Annotated in this window: 12 protein-coding genes and 2 tRNA genes; 11 read left to right on the top strand and 3 right to left on the bottom strand. The window is 44.8% G+C overall.

Annotated features, from left to right (window positions below; genetic code table 11):
- Positions 1-3: 3 nt before the first annotated feature.
- Positions 4-1,461, bottom strand: coding sequence for a serine-type D-Ala-D-Ala carboxypeptidase (gene dacB / locus M9194_RS06545; protein WP_250611816.1), 1,458 nt, complete (start codon positions 1,459-1,461; stop codon positions 4-6).
- 126 nt (positions 1,462-1,587) lie between these two features.
- Entirely contained in the window at positions 1,588-2,712 is a 1,125-nt protein-coding gene (locus M9194_RS06550; RefSeq protein ID WP_250611817.1) for a porin, read from the bottom strand.
- A gap of 597 nt (positions 2,713-3,309) precedes the next feature.
- Here M9194_RS06550 and greA point away from each other — a divergent pair.
- Entirely contained in the window at positions 3,310-3,783 is a 474-nt protein-coding gene (gene greA, locus M9194_RS06555; RefSeq protein WP_250611818.1) for a transcription elongation factor GreA, read from the top strand.
- Positions 3,784-3,907: 124 nt separating this feature from the next.
- Here the strand turns inward: greA and yhbY are convergent, their stop codons facing one another.
- Positions 3,908-4,204, bottom strand: a complete 297-nt coding sequence (yhbY, locus tag M9194_RS06560; RefSeq protein WP_250611819.1) for a ribosome assembly RNA-binding protein YhbY — start codon at positions 4,202-4,204, stop codon at positions 3,908-3,910.
- Between the two features lie 136 nt (positions 4,205-4,340).
- Between yhbY and rlmE the strand changes: the two genes are divergently transcribed.
- The 10 genes from rlmE (at position 4,341) to infB (ending at position 15,179) form a co-directional block, all read left to right on the top strand.
- Entirely contained in the window at positions 4,341-4,970 is a 630-nt protein-coding gene (gene rlmE, locus M9194_RS06565; RefSeq protein ID WP_250611820.1) for a 23S rRNA (uridine(2552)-2'-O)-methyltransferase RlmE, read from the top strand.
- 108 nt (positions 4,971-5,078) lie between these two features.
- A complete protein-coding gene (gene ftsH, locus M9194_RS06570; RefSeq protein WP_250611821.1) occupies positions 5,079-7,046 on the top strand; it encodes an ATP-dependent zinc metalloprotease FtsH in 1,968 nt (655 codons plus the stop codon).
- A gap of 84 nt (positions 7,047-7,130) precedes the next feature.
- Complete coding sequence (gene folP, locus M9194_RS06575) at positions 7,131-7,961, top strand: dihydropteroate synthase (RefSeq protein ID WP_250611822.1); 831 nt, start codon at positions 7,131-7,133, stop codon at positions 7,959-7,961.
- 68 nt (positions 7,962-8,029) lie between these two features.
- Positions 8,030-9,370 carry a phosphoglucosamine mutase gene (glmM, locus tag M9194_RS06580; protein WP_250611823.1) on the top strand — a complete coding sequence of 447 codons (1,341 nt, stop codon included), beginning with the start codon at positions 8,030-8,032 and terminating at the stop codon, positions 9,368-9,370.
- A gap of 244 nt (positions 9,371-9,614) precedes the next feature.
- Complete coding sequence (gene secG / locus M9194_RS06585; RefSeq protein WP_250611824.1) at positions 9,615-9,977, top strand: preprotein translocase subunit SecG; 363 nt, start codon at positions 9,615-9,617, stop codon at positions 9,975-9,977.
- 13 nt (positions 9,978-9,990) lie between these two features.
- A tRNA-Leu gene (locus tag M9194_RS06590) sits at positions 9,991-10,074 on the top strand.
- A gap of 54 nt (positions 10,075-10,128) precedes the next feature.
- Positions 10,129-10,205, top strand: a tRNA-Met gene (locus M9194_RS06595).
- A gap of 261 nt (positions 10,206-10,466) precedes the next feature.
- Complete coding sequence (gene rimP, locus M9194_RS06600) at positions 10,467-10,922, top strand: ribosome maturation factor RimP (protein ID WP_250611825.1); 456 nt, start codon at positions 10,467-10,469, stop codon at positions 10,920-10,922.
- 36 nt (positions 10,923-10,958) lie between these two features.
- On the top strand, positions 10,959-12,446 hold the full coding sequence (gene nusA / locus M9194_RS06605; protein ID WP_250611826.1) for a transcription termination factor NusA: 1,488 nt from the start codon (positions 10,959-10,961) through the stop codon (positions 12,444-12,446).
- Positions 12,447-12,467: 21 nt separating this feature from the next.
- The gene (gene infB / locus M9194_RS06610) at positions 12,468-15,179 is read left to right on the top strand and encodes a translation initiation factor IF-2 (protein WP_250611827.1); all 2,712 of its coding nucleotides are present in this window, start codon (positions 12,468-12,470) and stop codon (positions 15,177-15,179) included.
- Positions 15,180-15,267: the final 88 nt, after the last annotated feature.

The following is a 15,267-nucleotide window of genomic DNA, read 5'->3' on the forward strand; positions in this document are numbered from 1 at the left end:
AGCTTATGGCTGAGCGGAACGGCTGAGTTTCACCACTTCTTTATAAAAAGACTGCTCGAACCGAGTGATCGGTGAGGCGGTCTTTTTGCCATTTTTGTCTTTTTTAACAAAGTAATCGGCGACATACTGAACAAATAACGTCCTTGGTTTACCTTGTCTGTCTAAGCCAAAGCCTGCCATATTGTAAGTGCCGTAAACACTGCCACTCTTGGCAATGATATTGCCCTTAATCGGCGCTTTACGCATGCTTTTACGGTATTGCAGTGTACCGGATTGGCCAGAGACGGGCATGATGTCGATCAATTCTAGTTGATTATTATGCTGCCAAATATAGCGCAGGATATCTGTCATATTGGCGCGAGTGATGCGATCGTTACGAGACAGCCCAGAACCATCCACCAGTTGGTCATGCTCTAGATTGATCCCAGTATGTTCTAAAATAATGGCTTTAATCGCAGCGGTGCCGTTGTTAAAACTGCCCGGTTGCTGGTAATACTTCGCGCCTATGGTTTTGGTTAGCGTATCGGCAATTAAATTATCAGACTGTTTAAGCATGACTTCTAGCAATTCCGGTAAACGCTTGGATTGATGAGAGGCAATCAATCGAGAGTTTTTGATAGCCGGTTTGCCAATTTTAATTTGCCCATCCAATCGAATACCTTGTTTCTTTAACATGGTGTAAATCATGCGTGTTACGTAAAGCTCTGGCTGTTGAACGGCAAATTTGAGTGGGATGGCATTTTTGCGTTTCACAACACACCCTTTTAGTGTGTAGTGATTGTTGGATGAGGTGAGCAACTCTAACGCGCAGTGGGTGTCTTCTTGCTCTTGCTTACTGACCGCCACGACTTTGTTTGCCACATGGATGGGTAGGTGCTCAGGCACGTAAACGCGCGTTTTGGTGCTGTAAGGAGTTGGGTTAGGTGTTGAAATAGACGCTTGAACACAATTCTCATCCAAATTAATCGCACTAGGCGGGGCACTGTAGCACACACCAAGAATATCCCAAGGCCAACCAATAGCCCTTTCATAGCCATTAAATGCGCTGCCATTTAGCCAAATATCCCCTTTAATGGTCTGAATGCCATCTTTAGCAATCTGTTTAACCATGGCATTCAGATCTTGGCTGGTTAAGGTCGGATCGCCTGAGAAGTTAAACACCAGATCATTGCCAGATTTAATCAGCGAGGTATGAAAGCGAAAGTGGTTACCAAGCTCTAACTTGGCCGCAAGCGCAGTAATCAGCTTTAGCGTACTGGCGGGAGGGAAAAAGTCTTCATTGCTGCCAGACTGCATCAGCACTTTGCCAGTTTTCAGATCTTGTACAATAAGCGTGCTGCGAGCGCCTAACGGTAATGGATCGCTAGGTAAAGCAGCAAAACTGTTTGCACTAAAGAAAACAGAGATAAAAAATACAAAAGTGGAAAAGTGGCAGCGACGCAAGGTCCGATTTAAAGGCATAGCAAAGTCCATGTAAAGCGCTAGGACCATAAAGTATAACCCGAAACCTCCATGCCTTTGTTAAAAGGCCATAAAAAACGCCCGCATAAAGCAGGCGTTATTATTGGATTTAGACAGGGGTCTAAATTAGAAGTCGTAGCGCATACCAACCATAGCTTGGTCTTCAGCACCTGCTTTGGTCACTACGTCAGTTGAGCTAGTTCCAATTGAATCACCTTGGCTCAATAGGTTGAAGTTATAACCAATGTATGAACGGAAGTTCGGGGTAAAGAAGTAAGTTGCGTCTATAGCAAGAGCTTTACCAGTGGTGAAGTCGCCCGTTTTCTCGTTACTGTAGTTAGTTGTGAATAGTGTCTTGCCTAGAGTGTAAGAAGCCGCTAGTTCGTACTCACGGTAGTCTTGCTCATTAGTAAAGCTTAAAGTGTTTGCTCCAAAGTTTTCTGAAGTTTTATAGCCACCAAATGCGCTTCGTGAAGTAGTATTACCAAAGTTTAGCTTACCAGTGTTGTAAGTAGCACCTACATAGAAGTTACTAATAGTGTATCCAACGCCGGTCATATATAGATGAGAACCATTTTGGTTAGAGTAACCAGTACCAATGGTCGCGCCTGTATCACCAATTACATAGTTAACCGCCGCAGAGGTACCGCGTTGGCCGTTGCTTACTACATCACCGTTAGTGTTAGTGCTACCATCTGCGAAGCGATAGTTTGCTATAGCAGAGAAGTTGCCGTAAGAGCCTTGATAAGTAACGGTGTTGTCTGAACGATCTGCTACGTTTAGCATTCTGTAGTTGTCGCCAAAGGTAGACATGATATCAGTGTAGCCATCCATAAAGGTTTCGAATGCACCATCATCCTTACCGTAGACAACTTGACCAAAGTTGCCACCAACCCCAGCATATAGGTAACGGTTAGTAATAGTGGTACTTCCCGAATCTGTTGAACCGTTGTCAGCCGTTGTAAGCTGGGCTTGATAATAACCTACACCATAAAGATTATTTTTAGCGTTAATGACGGAAACGCCACCAAAGCCGATGCGAGCGTCAGAGTCGCTAGTTACCTTACCACCTTGTTCTTTCGCTACACCTTCGATACGACCGTTCATGATAATGGTATTACCGTTAGCAGAATATAGAGTAGTACCGCTTAGGTTTGCATCATTTGCTTGAGCAGTGGCTAGAGTGTCAGCGTTTGCACCAAATGCTAGAGTTGCAGCAGATACCGCAAGAGCAATCAGAGTCTTTTTCATCTTATTAAATCCTAAATTTATGGTTCATAAATAGATAATTGTATTTATATATGAGCACTATCGATTCAAGCTGATTTATCAACTGGAGTTTCAATTGAGTCGCTACTGGAGCTCCAATCAAGTTCGATGTTCTCTTGGTATTGCTCCAAACCAGCTGTGCACCGTAGTGTGTCCTTTACGAGGCATCAAAGCGAATCTGTGCAATGACTGCGGATGTTTTACCGTTAAAGTTCCTGACTTCGTTAGTAAAATGATATAAATCGCTTTTGGTGGTCGATTTTATACTTTGATAAAAAAATATCAACATATTGTTTTTAAATAACAATTATTTCATTTTGTGATCGATGTTAAAGTTTTTTTTCTTTAGTTTTTTTTATTTTGAATAGTGTTTTTTACAATTTTGAACAGTGTTTTTTAGCTTATTGTTTGTTTGAAAAATAACCACCAGGAACGAGAAAACAAGGTGTTAGAACTTTAAGGTGATTTAGTATCGAACTTTGTTTACACTAATGAAAACGCGATTAATCGAACACTACCTAACCAGTGCAGTTGGGTAGGTTTTTTTTGTCCAAAGTTAGCTTTGGCGAGAGGTATAAAATGGAAAAGGTTCCAATGACAGTACGCGGCGAGCAAATGCTGCGTGAAGAGCTAGATAGACTACTCAAACAACGCCCACTGATTTCTACAGCTATCGCTGAGGCGCGCGAGCTCGGTGACTTAAAAGAAAATGCCGAATATCATGCTGCCCGAGAAGAGCAGGGTATCTGCGAAGCGCAAATTCGTGATATCGAATACAAGCTATCTATGGCGCAGGTTATCGATGTGTCGAAGATGGACAATAGCGGCAAAGTCATTTTTGGCTCAACGGTGACATTGATTGATGTCGACACCGACGAAGAGAAGACTTATCAAATCGTCGGCGATGATGAAGCAGACATCAAAGCGATGCGCATTTCAGTTAGCTCACCAATTGCCCGTGGCCTTATCGGCAAAATGGAAGGAGATGAAGTGATTATCTCTACACCAGGCGGTGACAAAGATTTCGAAATCGATAAAGTTGAGTACATTTAAACGAAACATGTCACTTGGTGCACAGGCTGCCTAGTTCGGCGGTGTTTGGCCTAGTGTGTTATGTTTTGTTACGTATTAAAAAGGTCGCTCGCGCGACCTTTTTTACCTTAACGAGCGAAGCGCGTTACTTACGCGGCAGCTCAATCTTCTTTTGCTCAGATTGACGATACAGCACCAACACTTTTCCGATGGTTTGTACTTTCTCGGCTTCCGTTTCACGAACGATAGCGTCGATAATAAGCTGTTTTGTCTCACGATCTTCTGAGGCAACTTTGATTTTGATTAGCTCATGATGATCGAGTGCGATTTCAATTTCTGCTAATACCGCTTCAGTCAGTCCATTGGCGCCCATCAACACAACAGGTTTTAAGTTGTGCGCAAGGCCTTTTAGGTGCTGCTTTTGTTTGGTGCTTAAATTCATTTTGCGGCCAATTATTTTTTACTATTAGGGTTGAAAAGCGCTATTTTAACGCCATCTATCAATGAAGACTATATTTTATACCCAGCTTTATCCGATAAAGATTGGATGGAAGAGTGAATAAAGGCTTAAATCCGGAATGAGTAAACAAAAACATTCTGCCAGCTCAGGTCGTTGGTTGAAAGAACACTTTGATGACAAATATGTGAATGAGGCGAAGAAAAAAGGTTATCGCTCACGCGCTATATTCAAAATCGAAGAGATTCAAAACAAAGATCAGTTGATCAAGCCGGGAATGACGGTCGTCGACTTAGGTGCTGCTCCGGGTGGTTGGTCTCAATATGCGGCCAATATAGTTGGAGATGAGGGGCAGGTCATTGCCTGCGATATTTTACCCATGGATTCCATTGCGGGCGTTGCTTTCTTGCAAGGTGACTTTCGTGAAGAGTCTGTACTAGATGCGTTATTAGAAAGAATTCAACCAGATATGGTCGATATTGTGATGTCTGACATGGCTCCAAACATGGCTGGCAATTTATCTGTCGATCAGCCGCGCGCTATGTATTTGGTTGAGCTAGCATTAGATATGTGTCGACAAGTTCTCGCACCTAGTGGTAGTTTTGTTGTTAAGGTCTTCCAAGGAGAAGGGTTTGACCAATATGTGAAAGAAGTGCGCGACATGTTTAGAACGGTTAAGATCAGAAAGCCTGATTCTTCAAGGGCTCGATCCCGTGAAGTGTATGTTGTAGCGACTGGTTACAAAGGCTAACGGATTAACCTCTAAATGTTAAATTTTATAGTATAGCTACAGCTTTGAAACTGTAGTACCCTACCTTTAATTACAATTAGTTATCGAGAGGCTGACACCTTGAGTGACATGGCAAAAAATTTAATTCTGTGGCTTGTTATTGCTGTAGTTTTGATGTCGGTATTCCAAAGTTTTGGACCTGGCAGCAACGATGGGAAAACCATCGATTACTCCACGTTTGTACATGAAGTTGGTCAAGGCCAAATTCAGGAAGCGACATTTAAAGGTGAGCAGATCTCATTTACACGTAATGGCGTAAGTGGCAAATACACCACTTACATGCCAGTTTATGATAATAAAATCCTAGATGATTTGATTAATCAAAACGTGAAAGTGAAAGGCACTCCGCCTGAAGAGCAAAGCTTACTAAGTACTATCTTTATTTCTTGGTTCCCAATGATCTTACTGATTGGTGTGTGGATTTTCTTCATGCGTCAAATGCAAGGCGGCGGCGGTAAAGGCGCTATGTCTTTCGGTAAGAGCAAAGCTCGCATGATGAGCGAAGAGCAAATCAAAACCACTTTTGCCGACGTGGCAGGGTGTGATGAAGCCAAAGAAGACGTGAAAGAGCTGGTAGATTACCTACGTGATCCAAGCCGTTTCCAAAAGCTGGGTGGTAAAATTCCAACGGGTGTGTTGATGGTTGGTCCTCCTGGTACGGGTAAAACGCTATTGGCGAAAGCCATTGCCGGTGAAGCTAAAGTACCGTTTTTCACTATCTCAGGTTCTGACTTCGTTGAAATGTTTGTTGGTGTGGGTGCATCACGTGTTCGTGACATGTTTGAACAAGCGAAGAAAGCCGCGCCTTGTATCATCTTTATCGACGAAATTGACGCTGTAGGTCGCCAACGTGGTGCAGGTGTTGGTGGTGGTCACGATGAACGTGAGCAAACCTTGAACCAAATGCTGGTTGAAATGGATGGCTTCGAAGGTAACGAAGGTATCATCGTTATCGCTGCAACCAACCGCCCAGATGTTCTAGACCCTGCATTACTGCGTCCTGGCCGTTTTGACCGCCAAGTTGTAGTTGGTTTGCCAGATGTACGTGGCCGTGAGCAAATTCTGAAAGTTCACATGCGTAAAGTGCCATTGGCTGGTGATGTTGAACCATCTTTGATTGCCCGTGGTACACCAGGCTTCTCAGGGGCTGATCTTGCTAACCTTGTGAACGAAGCTGCATTGTTTGCTGCACGCGGCAACAAGCGCAACGTTTCTATGGTTGAGTTTGAACTGGCTAAAGACAAAATCATGATGGGTGCAGAGCGCCGCTCTATGGTGATGTCGGAAGAAACCAAAGAGTCAACGGCCTATCATGAAGCGGGCCATGCCATTGTTGGTCGTTTGGTGCCTGAGCACGATCCTGTATACAAGGTTTCAATCATTCCACGTGGTCGCGCATTAGGTGTGACTATGTATCTGCCTGAGCAAGACAGAGTGAGCATGTCTCGTCAGCATCTTGAATCGATGATTTCAAGCCTTTACGGTGGTCGCCTTGCCGAAGAGCTCATTTACGGCGCGGATAAAGTCTCTACTGGTGCTTCAAACGATATTGAACGTGCCACAGACATTGCGCGTAAAATGGTGACTCAATGGGGCTTCTCTGAAAAACTTGGTCCACTTCTTTATGCTGAAGAAGAAGGCGAAGTGTTCTTAGGCCGTAGCGTAACTCAGACCAAGCATATGTCTGACGACACCGCTAAGCTGATTGATGATGAAGTTCGCACTCTGATTGATCGTAACTACGACAGAGCGAAAAAAATCCTCGAAGATAATATGGACATCATGCATTCGATGAAAGATGCATTGATGAAGTATGAGACGATCGATGCTGGTCAAATTGACGATTTGATGGAACGCAAAGCTGACATCCGTGAGCCTGCTGGCTGGGGTGATCAAGCAAACAAATCAGACGACAATAAACCAGAAGAGAAAAAGCCAGTTGCTGAAGAAAAACCAGCATCTGAATCTTCTGAAAAGCCTGTTGAAACTTCTGAAGCCGCACCTAGCGAGCCAACGGATAAAAAAGACGGCGAATAATATCAGTGTTACTAAAAGCCCCGGGTTTTGCTCGGGGCTTTTTGTTCTTATCTCTCTCATCTAGTCCAATAAGTTGATACCCACATGATTATTAAAAGTAAAAACAAGCAGTTGGATTTGACCACCCCACAAGTGATGGGAATACTCAATGTCACACCAGATTCGTTCTCTGATGGCGGTAAGTTCACCACGATTGAGCGGGCTGTCGAGCAAGCGGAACAAATGATCCGAGCTGGAGCCAGCATTATCGATGTTGGTGGTGAATCGACTCGGCCTGGTGCACCTGATGTAGAGCTTGAAGAAGAACTGCAAAGAGTGATTCCTATTATTCAAGCGATACGCGAAAAGCATGACGTGTGGATTTCGATTGATACCAGCAAAGCGGAAGTGATGAGGCAGGCTGTTGAAGCTGGCGCTGATCTGATTAATGACGTCCGTGCATTGCAAGAGCCTGGGGCGTTAGAGGTTGCTGCGCAAGCTAACGTACCGATTTGCTTAATGCATATGCAAGGGCAACCGAGAACCATGCAATCAAATCCAACCTATAATCATGTGCTGGATGATATTAAGCACTTCTTGGATGAAAGAATTACCGCTTGTGAGTCAGCTGGAATCAGCCGCGATCAATTGATTCTCGACCCTGGTTTTGGTTTTGGTAAAACTTTTCCTCACAATTACCATTTGCTTGCCAACTTAGAAGAGCTGCATAAGCTCGGGTTACCTTTGTTAGTGGGGATGTCGAGAAAATCAATGCTGTTTAAGCTGCTTGAAAAATCGCCTTCAGAAGTTATTGGTGCAAGTATTGCTTGCGCCACAATAGCGGCAACGAAAGGGGCACACATCATTCGTGTTCATGACGTAGCCGAAACAATGGATGCAGTAAAGATTGTTAGCATCACTGCAGAGAATAAATAACCTTTTACTGCAACGAATGTGGTAAGAGACGAAAATACAGACATTAGAAGTTTAGATAGGAATGTCACATGTCAAATAAAAGACGTTACTTTGGCACCGACGGTGTGCGTGGAAAAGTTGGCCAATACCCAATCACTCCCGATTTTGTTTTGAAACTTGGTTGGGCAGCGGGACGCGTGTTGGCAAAACAAGGAACCAAAAAGGTCATTATTGGTAAAGATACGCGTATCTCAGGTTATATGTTGGAATCTGCTCTTGAGGCAGGTTTGGCTGCGGCAGGCCTAAAGGCCACTTTTACCGGGCCAATGCCAACGCCAGCCGTTGCTTATTTGACGCAAACGTTCCGAGCAGAGGCCGGTATTGTGATCTCGGCCTCTCATAATCCTTTTTACGATAACGGCATCAAGTTCTTTTCTTCAGAAGGCACTAAGCTTCCAGATGAGATTGAATTGGCCATCGAAGCCGAGCTAGACAAACAAATTGAATGTGTGGATTCCGCGCAATTAGGTAAAGCAAGTCGCTTAACCGATGCAGCGGGCCGTTATATTGAGTTTTGTAAAAGCACTTTCCCTAGCCGATTGAGTTTGGCTGGGTTAAAAATCGTGGTCGATTGCGCGCATGGTGCGACTTACCATATTGCGCCTAGCGTGTTTAAAGAACTTGGCGCAAACGTGGTTGCCATGGGGGTGGACCCTGATGGCCTTAACATTAATGATCAGGTTGGTGCGACAGACGTGAACGCGTTGCAGCAACGAGTTCTGGAAGAGAACGTGGATCTCGGCTTGGCATTTGATGGTGACGGTGATCGTCTTATCATGGTCGATGAGAAGGGCAATAAGATTGATGGTGACCAAATTGCCTTTATTATTGCGCGTGATATGCAAAGGCGTGGCGAGCTTGAAGGCGGCGTTGTTGGAACGTCAATGACCAACCTTGGCATGGAAAAAGGCCTAGAGAAACTAGGTATACCATTGATTCGAGCCGCGGTAGGCGATCGATACGTGATGGAGCAGCTGTTAGAAAATGGCTGGAAGATAGGCGCAGAAAACTCAGGCCATATTATCTTACTCGACAAGGTCACAACGGGAGACGCAATAGTTGCAGCGCTTCAAGTTCTGGCTTCAGTGGTAGATAGCAAGCAATCACTCAATCAGCTCTCGCAAGGTATGACGCTTTATCCACAAGTACTAGAAAATGTTCGTTTTAGTGGCGATAGTAATCCTTTGGAGGCTGAAGCGGTCAAAGCGGCCGTTGTGGACGTAGAGGCAGAATTAGGTAATAAGGGAAGAGTATTACTACGTAAATCCGGTACTGAGCCCCTATTAAGAGTGATGGTGGAAGGGGAAGATGATCAGCTAGTTCGCTCTTCGGCACTAAAAATTGCTGAAGCGGTCAAGGCAAGTTGTTAATTTTGTGGTGGAATCCTCAGCTCTAGCTGATGGAGTTAAGCGATATAAAAGGTTAACAATTAGTCATTTGTCCCTTTTTTAATCGTTTAAACCGTAAGAGACGACTTTTTTATAATTTTTACTTGTCAGCGTGACGGTGTTTCGCTAGTATTGCCCGGCCTTCAGCAAAGGAGGTCGCTAGCTTTGCCCTGGAATCACATTTTTCGGCGCGCTGGCTCAACAATTTGGAACATAGGTGGAAAGAATGTTTACGATTCTACTTGTGATTTACCTGTTGGTCGCAGTCGGTGTAATTGGCCTAGTGTTGATACAGCAAGGTAAAGGCGCAGATATGGGAGCCTCTTTTGGCTCTGGAGCATCAAACACAGTATTTGGTGCCAGTGGATCGGGTAACTTTTTAACTCGATCAACAGCGATTTTAGCTACAGCATTTTTCATCCTTAGCTTAGTTTTGGGAAATCTTTCGACTTCTCATAAATCTGACTCACAGTGGGTTGACCCGGCACAAGGCCAGGTTCAGCAACAAACCACAACGACTCAGAAGACAGCTACGGATACTAAGAGTGAAGTTCCTGCTAAGAAAAAAGACAGCGAAATTCCTCAATAATCAAATTATTGATGCCGAGATGGTGAAATTGGTAGACACGCTAGCATGAGGTGCTAGTGCCTTAGGTGTGAGGGTTCGAGTCCCTCTCTCGGCACCATGATTTACAAACTTGTAAAACACTTTGTAGAGCGTATAATGCTTTGCAGTCGGACGCGGGGTGGAGCAGCTTGGTAGCTCGTCGGGCTCATAACCCGAAGGTCGTCGGTTCAAATCCGGCCCCCGCAACCAATCCCTTAGCCATTGTTTTAGATAGGCTTTTGGATAGAGTGGGCAAGTTTGTGCAGTGAACAGACTCACTGCAAGTTAGATACGAACCTCGCTAAGGCAAGGCAAATATTTAACTTATCAGGGTCCAGCAACAAAAAACCCCGACGTTCGGGGTTTTTTGTTATCTAAACTTTCTCTTTGTGATAAGGAGAAAAAGGTTTAGATGTTGCTTGGGATTTATTATGGGCTCTGAGCCCTTTTTTTGTTTCTGGAGTGGTTTAAATGACTGGTTTAGAAAGACAACTTACTGAAATGCTTGAAGCTCCAGTAATGGCTTCTGGGTATGAATTGGTTGGATTAGAGTTCATCCGCGCTGGCGAACATTCGACATTGCGAATTTATATCGATCATGAGAATGGGATCAATGTTGATGACTGTGCAGAGGTTAGCCATCAAGTAAGTGCTGTTTTGGATGTTGAAGATCCAATTTCTGTGGCTTATAACCTTGAAGTTTCTTCACCAGGATTAGAAAGACCACTTTTCAAAGCAGCGCACTATGAGCAGTATATTGGTCACGAGGTGAGCATCGTTCTGAAAATGGCTGTTGGTAATCGTCGCAAATGGAAAGGCGTTATTCACTCTGTGGATGGCGAAACCATCTCGGTTACTGTCGAAGGACAAGAAGAACAATTTGCGCTAAGCAATATTTCGAAAGCTAACCTGATCCCGAAATTTTAGTTCTCCTAGAGAAAAGAGCTTAAGAGGCTAGATAGAATGAGTAAAGAAATTTTAGCGGTAGTAGAGGCAGTTTCTAACGAGAAAGCGGTACCTCGTGAGCGTATTTTTGAAGCGTTGGAAATTGCGCTTGCCACATCAACAAAGAAAAAACATGAAATGGACATTGATGTCCGGGTGGCAATTGACCGTAAAAGCGGTGAATTTGATACTTTCCGTCGCTGGGAAGTCGTGGAAGAAGTGGAATTCCCAACTAAGCAAATTTCACTTGAAGCCGCTCAATATGAAGACGACAGCATGGAAGTGGGCAGCTACGTTGAAGACGAAATCGAATCAGTGACATTCGATCGCATCACAACGCAAACGGCAAAACAAGTGATCGTACAAAAAGTACGTGAAGCTGAGCGTGCACAAATCGTTGAACAGTTTATCGATAACGAAGGTGAACTGGTTACTGGTGTGGTTAAGAAAGTTAACCGCGATACCATCGTGCTTGACCTAGGTAACAATGCAGAAGCGGTTATCCTACGTGAAGACCAGTTACCACGTGAAAACTTCCGTTCTGGCGACCGCGTTCGTGGTCTACTGTACTCAGTTAAGCCAGAAGCGCGTGGCTTCCAATTGTTTGTTACCCGCTCTAAGCCTGAAATGCTGGCTGAGCTGTTCCGTGTTGAAGTGCCAGAAATCGGTGAAGAACTGATTGAACTTCGTGGCGCAGCACGTGATCCAGGTTCTCGTGCCAAGATCGCAGTAAAAACCAACGACAAGCGTATTGACCCTGTGGGTGCGTGTGTTGGTATGCGTGGCGCGCGTGTACAAGCGGTATCGGGTGAGCTCGGTGGTGAGCGTATCGATATCGTACTTTGGGATGATAACCCAGCGCAGTTTGTTATTAACGCCATGGCTCCAGCTGATGTAGCGTCTATCATCGTTGATGAAGATGCACACGCAATGGACATTGCCGTTGAAGCGGATAACCTAGCACAAGCGATTGGCCGTAATGGTCAAAACGTACGTTTGGCTTCTCAACTAACAGGTTGGGAACTGAATGTAATGACAGTTGAAGACCTACAGAAAAAGCACCAAGAAGAGTCCACAGCTTCTATCGAGAACTTTATGAAGTATCTTGATATTGAACAGGATTTTGCGGAGATGCTTGTTGAAGAAGGTTTCTCAACACTTGAAGAAGTCGCTTATGTTCCGGTTAACGAGTTGCTCGAAATCGATGGTTTAAATGAAGAAATCATTGAAGAGCTACGTAGCCGTGCAAAAGAAGCGCTAACCACGCTTGCATTGGCGCAGGAAGAATCATTTGAAGGCTTAGAGCCAGCAGAAGACTTGCTAGCGCTAGAAGGTTTAGAGCGCGAAATGGCATTTAAATTGGCAGCAAAAGGCGTAGCAACGCTAGAAGATTTAGCTGACCAAGGCATTGACGAGCTAGAAGGTATCGAAGGACTGACAGAAGAGCGTGCAGGCGAACTGATCATGGCAGCTCGTAACATCTGTTGGTTTGGCGACGAAGAATAATTTCAGCAAGGAGGTAGCGGTATGACAGAACTTACAGTTAAAACACTGAGTGACGAAATTGGTACGCCAGTTGACCGTTTGTTAGAACAACTTGCTGATGCAGGCATGAACAAATCTAGTGCGGATAATGTGACTGAGGATGAGAAGCAACAACTTCTTGCTCACCTTAAAAAAGAACATGGTGACACTCAGGGCGAAGCAGCTCCGACTAGATTGACATTGCAGCGCAAAACTCGCAGCACGCTTAGCGTTAACGCTGGCGGCGGTAAGAGCAAGAATGTGCAAGTTGAAGTGCGTAAGAAACGTACGTACGTAAAACGCAGTGCAATCGAAGATGAAGCGAAACGTGAAGCAGAAGAACAAGCGAAACGTGAAGCGGAAGAAAAAGCCCAACGCGAAGCAGAAGAACAAGCCAAGCGTGAAGCGGAAGAAAAAGCCAAGCGTGAAGCTGAAGAGAAAGCTAAGCGCGAAGCGGAAGAAAAAGTAAAACGTGAAGCTGAAGAAAAAGCCAAACGTGAAGCTCAAGAGAAAGCAAAACGTGATGCAGAAGAAAATGCGGATCGTGATGCTGAAGATAAATTAAAGCAAGAAGCAGCAAAAATTGAGGCCGACGAACTTAAACGTCGTCAGGAAGAAGAAGCTAGGCGTAAAGCTGAAGAGGAAAGTCAGCGCAAGCTTGAAGAAGCTCGCGAAATGGCTGAGAAAAACAAAGAGCGTTGGTCTGCTGCAGAAAAGAAAAAGGGTGATATGGAAGATACAGATTACCATGTAACGACTTCACGTTATGCACGTGAAGCCGAAGATGAAGCAGATCGTCGTGAAGAGAACTCTCGTCGCAAGAAGAAGAAAAAGCCTGCTGGTAACGATCAAGATAATGATCGCGGTGGCCGTAACCAACGTGGTAAAGGTCGCAACAAAGGCAAGCTAGCTAAACCTACTTCTATGCAACATGGCTTCGATAAAACGGCGACCGTTGCAAAACAAGACGTTGTGATCGGTGAAACGATTGTTGTTTCTGAACTGGCAAACAAAATGTCAGTAAAAGGCACTGAAGTCATTAAGGTAATGATGAAGATGGGCGCGATGGCAACCATCAACCAAGTCATTGACCAAGAGACTGCACAGCTAGTTGCTGAAGAAATGGGTCACAAGGTTGTTCTACGTAAAGAGAACGAGCTAGAGGAAGCGGTACTTTCAGATCGCGACCATGACGCTGAAGCGATTCACCGTGCACCTGTTGTGACTATCATGGGTCACGTAGACCATGGTAAAACGTCGACACTAGACTACATTCGTCGTGCACACGTTGCGTCTGGTGAAGCCGGGGGTATTACCCAGCACATCGGTGCGTACCACGTAGAAACTGACAATGGCATGATCACCTTCCTGGATACTCCAGGACACGCAGCCTTTACTGCGATGCGTGCACGTGGTGCTCAAGCGACCGATATTGTTATTTTGGTTGTAGCGGCGGACGATGGTGTGATGCCTCAAACTATCGAAGCTATCCAGCACGCAAAAGCGGCACAAGTGCCACTGATTGTTGCGGTAAACAAAATCGATAAAGAAGATGCGAACCCAGACAACGTTAAAAACGAACTGGCTCAGTACGATGTGATCCCTGAAGAGTGGGGCGGTGAGAACATGTTTGTTCACATCTCTGCAAAACAAGGCACTAACATCGAAGGTCTTCTAGAAGCAATTCTTCTACAAGCTGAAGTTCTTGAGCTGACTGCGGTTGCAGATGGCATGGCTTCAGGTGTTGTGGTTGAGTCTCGTCTTGATAAAGGTCGTGGTCCTGTTGCAACTGTACTGGTTCAATCTGGTACGCTACGCAAAGGCGATATCGTACTTTGTGGTCAAGAATATGGCCGTGTTCGTGCGATGCGTGATGAAGTAGGTAACGAAGTGGTTGAAGCTGGCCCATCTATCCCTGTAGAGATCTTAGGTCTTTCAGGTGTGCCTTCTTCTGGTGACGAAGCGACTGTCGTACGTGATGAGCGTAAAGCACGTGAAGTTGCTAACTACCGTCAAGGTAAATTCCGTGACGTGAAACTAGCACGTCAACAGAAAGCTAAGCTAGAGAACATGTTCTCTAACATGGCAGCAGGTGATGTTGCTGAGCTGAACGTGGTACTTAAAGCTGACGTACAAGGTTCTGTAGAAGCAATTTCTGACTCACTACTGAAACTATCAACTGACGAAGTGAAAGTGAACATCGTTGGCTCTGGCGTAGGTGGTATTACAGAAACTGATGCCGTACTTGCTGCTGCTTCTAACGCGATTATCCTTGGCTTTAACGTTCGTGCGGATGCATCTGCTCGTCGTACTGTTGAGACAGAAAACCTAGATCTTCGTTACTACTCAATCATTTACCAATTGATTGATGAAGTGAAACAAGCGATGGGCGGTATGCTTGCTCCTGAATTCAAACAAGAAATCAGCGGTCTTGCAGAAGTGCGTGATGTATTTAAGTCTCCAAAACTTGGCGCAATTGCAGGTTGTATGGTGACAGAAGGTATCATCAAGCGTAACAACCCAATCCGTGTACTTCGCGATAACGTGGTTATCTATGAAGGTGAGCTTGAGTCACTACGTCGCTTTAAAGACGATGTACAAGAAGTGAAAAACGGCTACGAATGTGGTATCGGCGTTAAGAACTACAATGATGTTCGCGTTGGTGACCAAATCGAAGTATTCGAGGTCGTTGAAGTTAAGAGAACACTAGATTAATTGACTGACATCATTTAATTGGTTGTTACATACACCATGGGGGGCTGGTTAGAACCATCCCCCCATTCTTTCTATTGTGAGAAAAGAT

Source organism: Vibrio sinus (assembly GCF_023634645.1).
Taxonomy (GTDB): Bacteria; Pseudomonadota; Gammaproteobacteria; order Enterobacterales; family Vibrionaceae; genus Vibrio; species Vibrio sinus.

Bases quoted from the DNA above. Each gene is read 5' to 3' on its own strand.
- dacB (WP_250611816.1), bottom strand. From the start codon at position 1,461: ATGCCTTTAAATCGGACCTTGCGTCGCTGCCACTTTTCCACTTTTGTA.
- M9194_RS06550 (WP_250611817.1), bottom strand. From the start codon at position 2,712: ATGAAAAAGACTCTGATTGCTCTTGCGGTATCTGCTGCAACTCTAGCA.
- greA (WP_250611818.1), top strand. From the start codon at position 3,310: ATGGAAAAGGTTCCAATGACAGTACGCGGCGAGCAAATGCTGCGTGAA.
- yhbY (WP_250611819.1), bottom strand. From the start codon at position 4,204: ATGAATTTAAGCACCAAACAAAAGCAGCACCTAAAAGGCCTTGCGCAC.
- rlmE (WP_250611820.1), top strand. From the start codon at position 4,341: ATGAGTAAACAAAAACATTCTGCCAGCTCAGGTCGTTGGTTGAAAGAA.
- ftsH (WP_250611821.1), top strand. From the start codon at position 5,079: ATGGCAAAAAATTTAATTCTGTGGCTTGTTATTGCTGTAGTTTTGATG.
- folP (WP_250611822.1), top strand. From the start codon at position 7,131: ATGATTATTAAAAGTAAAAACAAGCAGTTGGATTTGACCACCCCACAA.
- glmM (WP_250611823.1), top strand. From the start codon at position 8,030: ATGTCAAATAAAAGACGTTACTTTGGCACCGACGGTGTGCGTGGAAAA.
- secG (WP_250611824.1), top strand. From the start codon at position 9,615: ATGTTTACGATTCTACTTGTGATTTACCTGTTGGTCGCAGTCGGTGTA.
- rimP (WP_250611825.1), top strand. From the start codon at position 10,467: ATGACTGGTTTAGAAAGACAACTTACTGAAATGCTTGAAGCTCCAGTA.
- nusA (WP_250611826.1), top strand. From the start codon at position 10,959: ATGAGTAAAGAAATTTTAGCGGTAGTAGAGGCAGTTTCTAACGAGAAA.
- infB (WP_250611827.1), top strand. From the start codon at position 12,468: ATGACAGAACTTACAGTTAAAACACTGAGTGACGAAATTGGTACGCCA.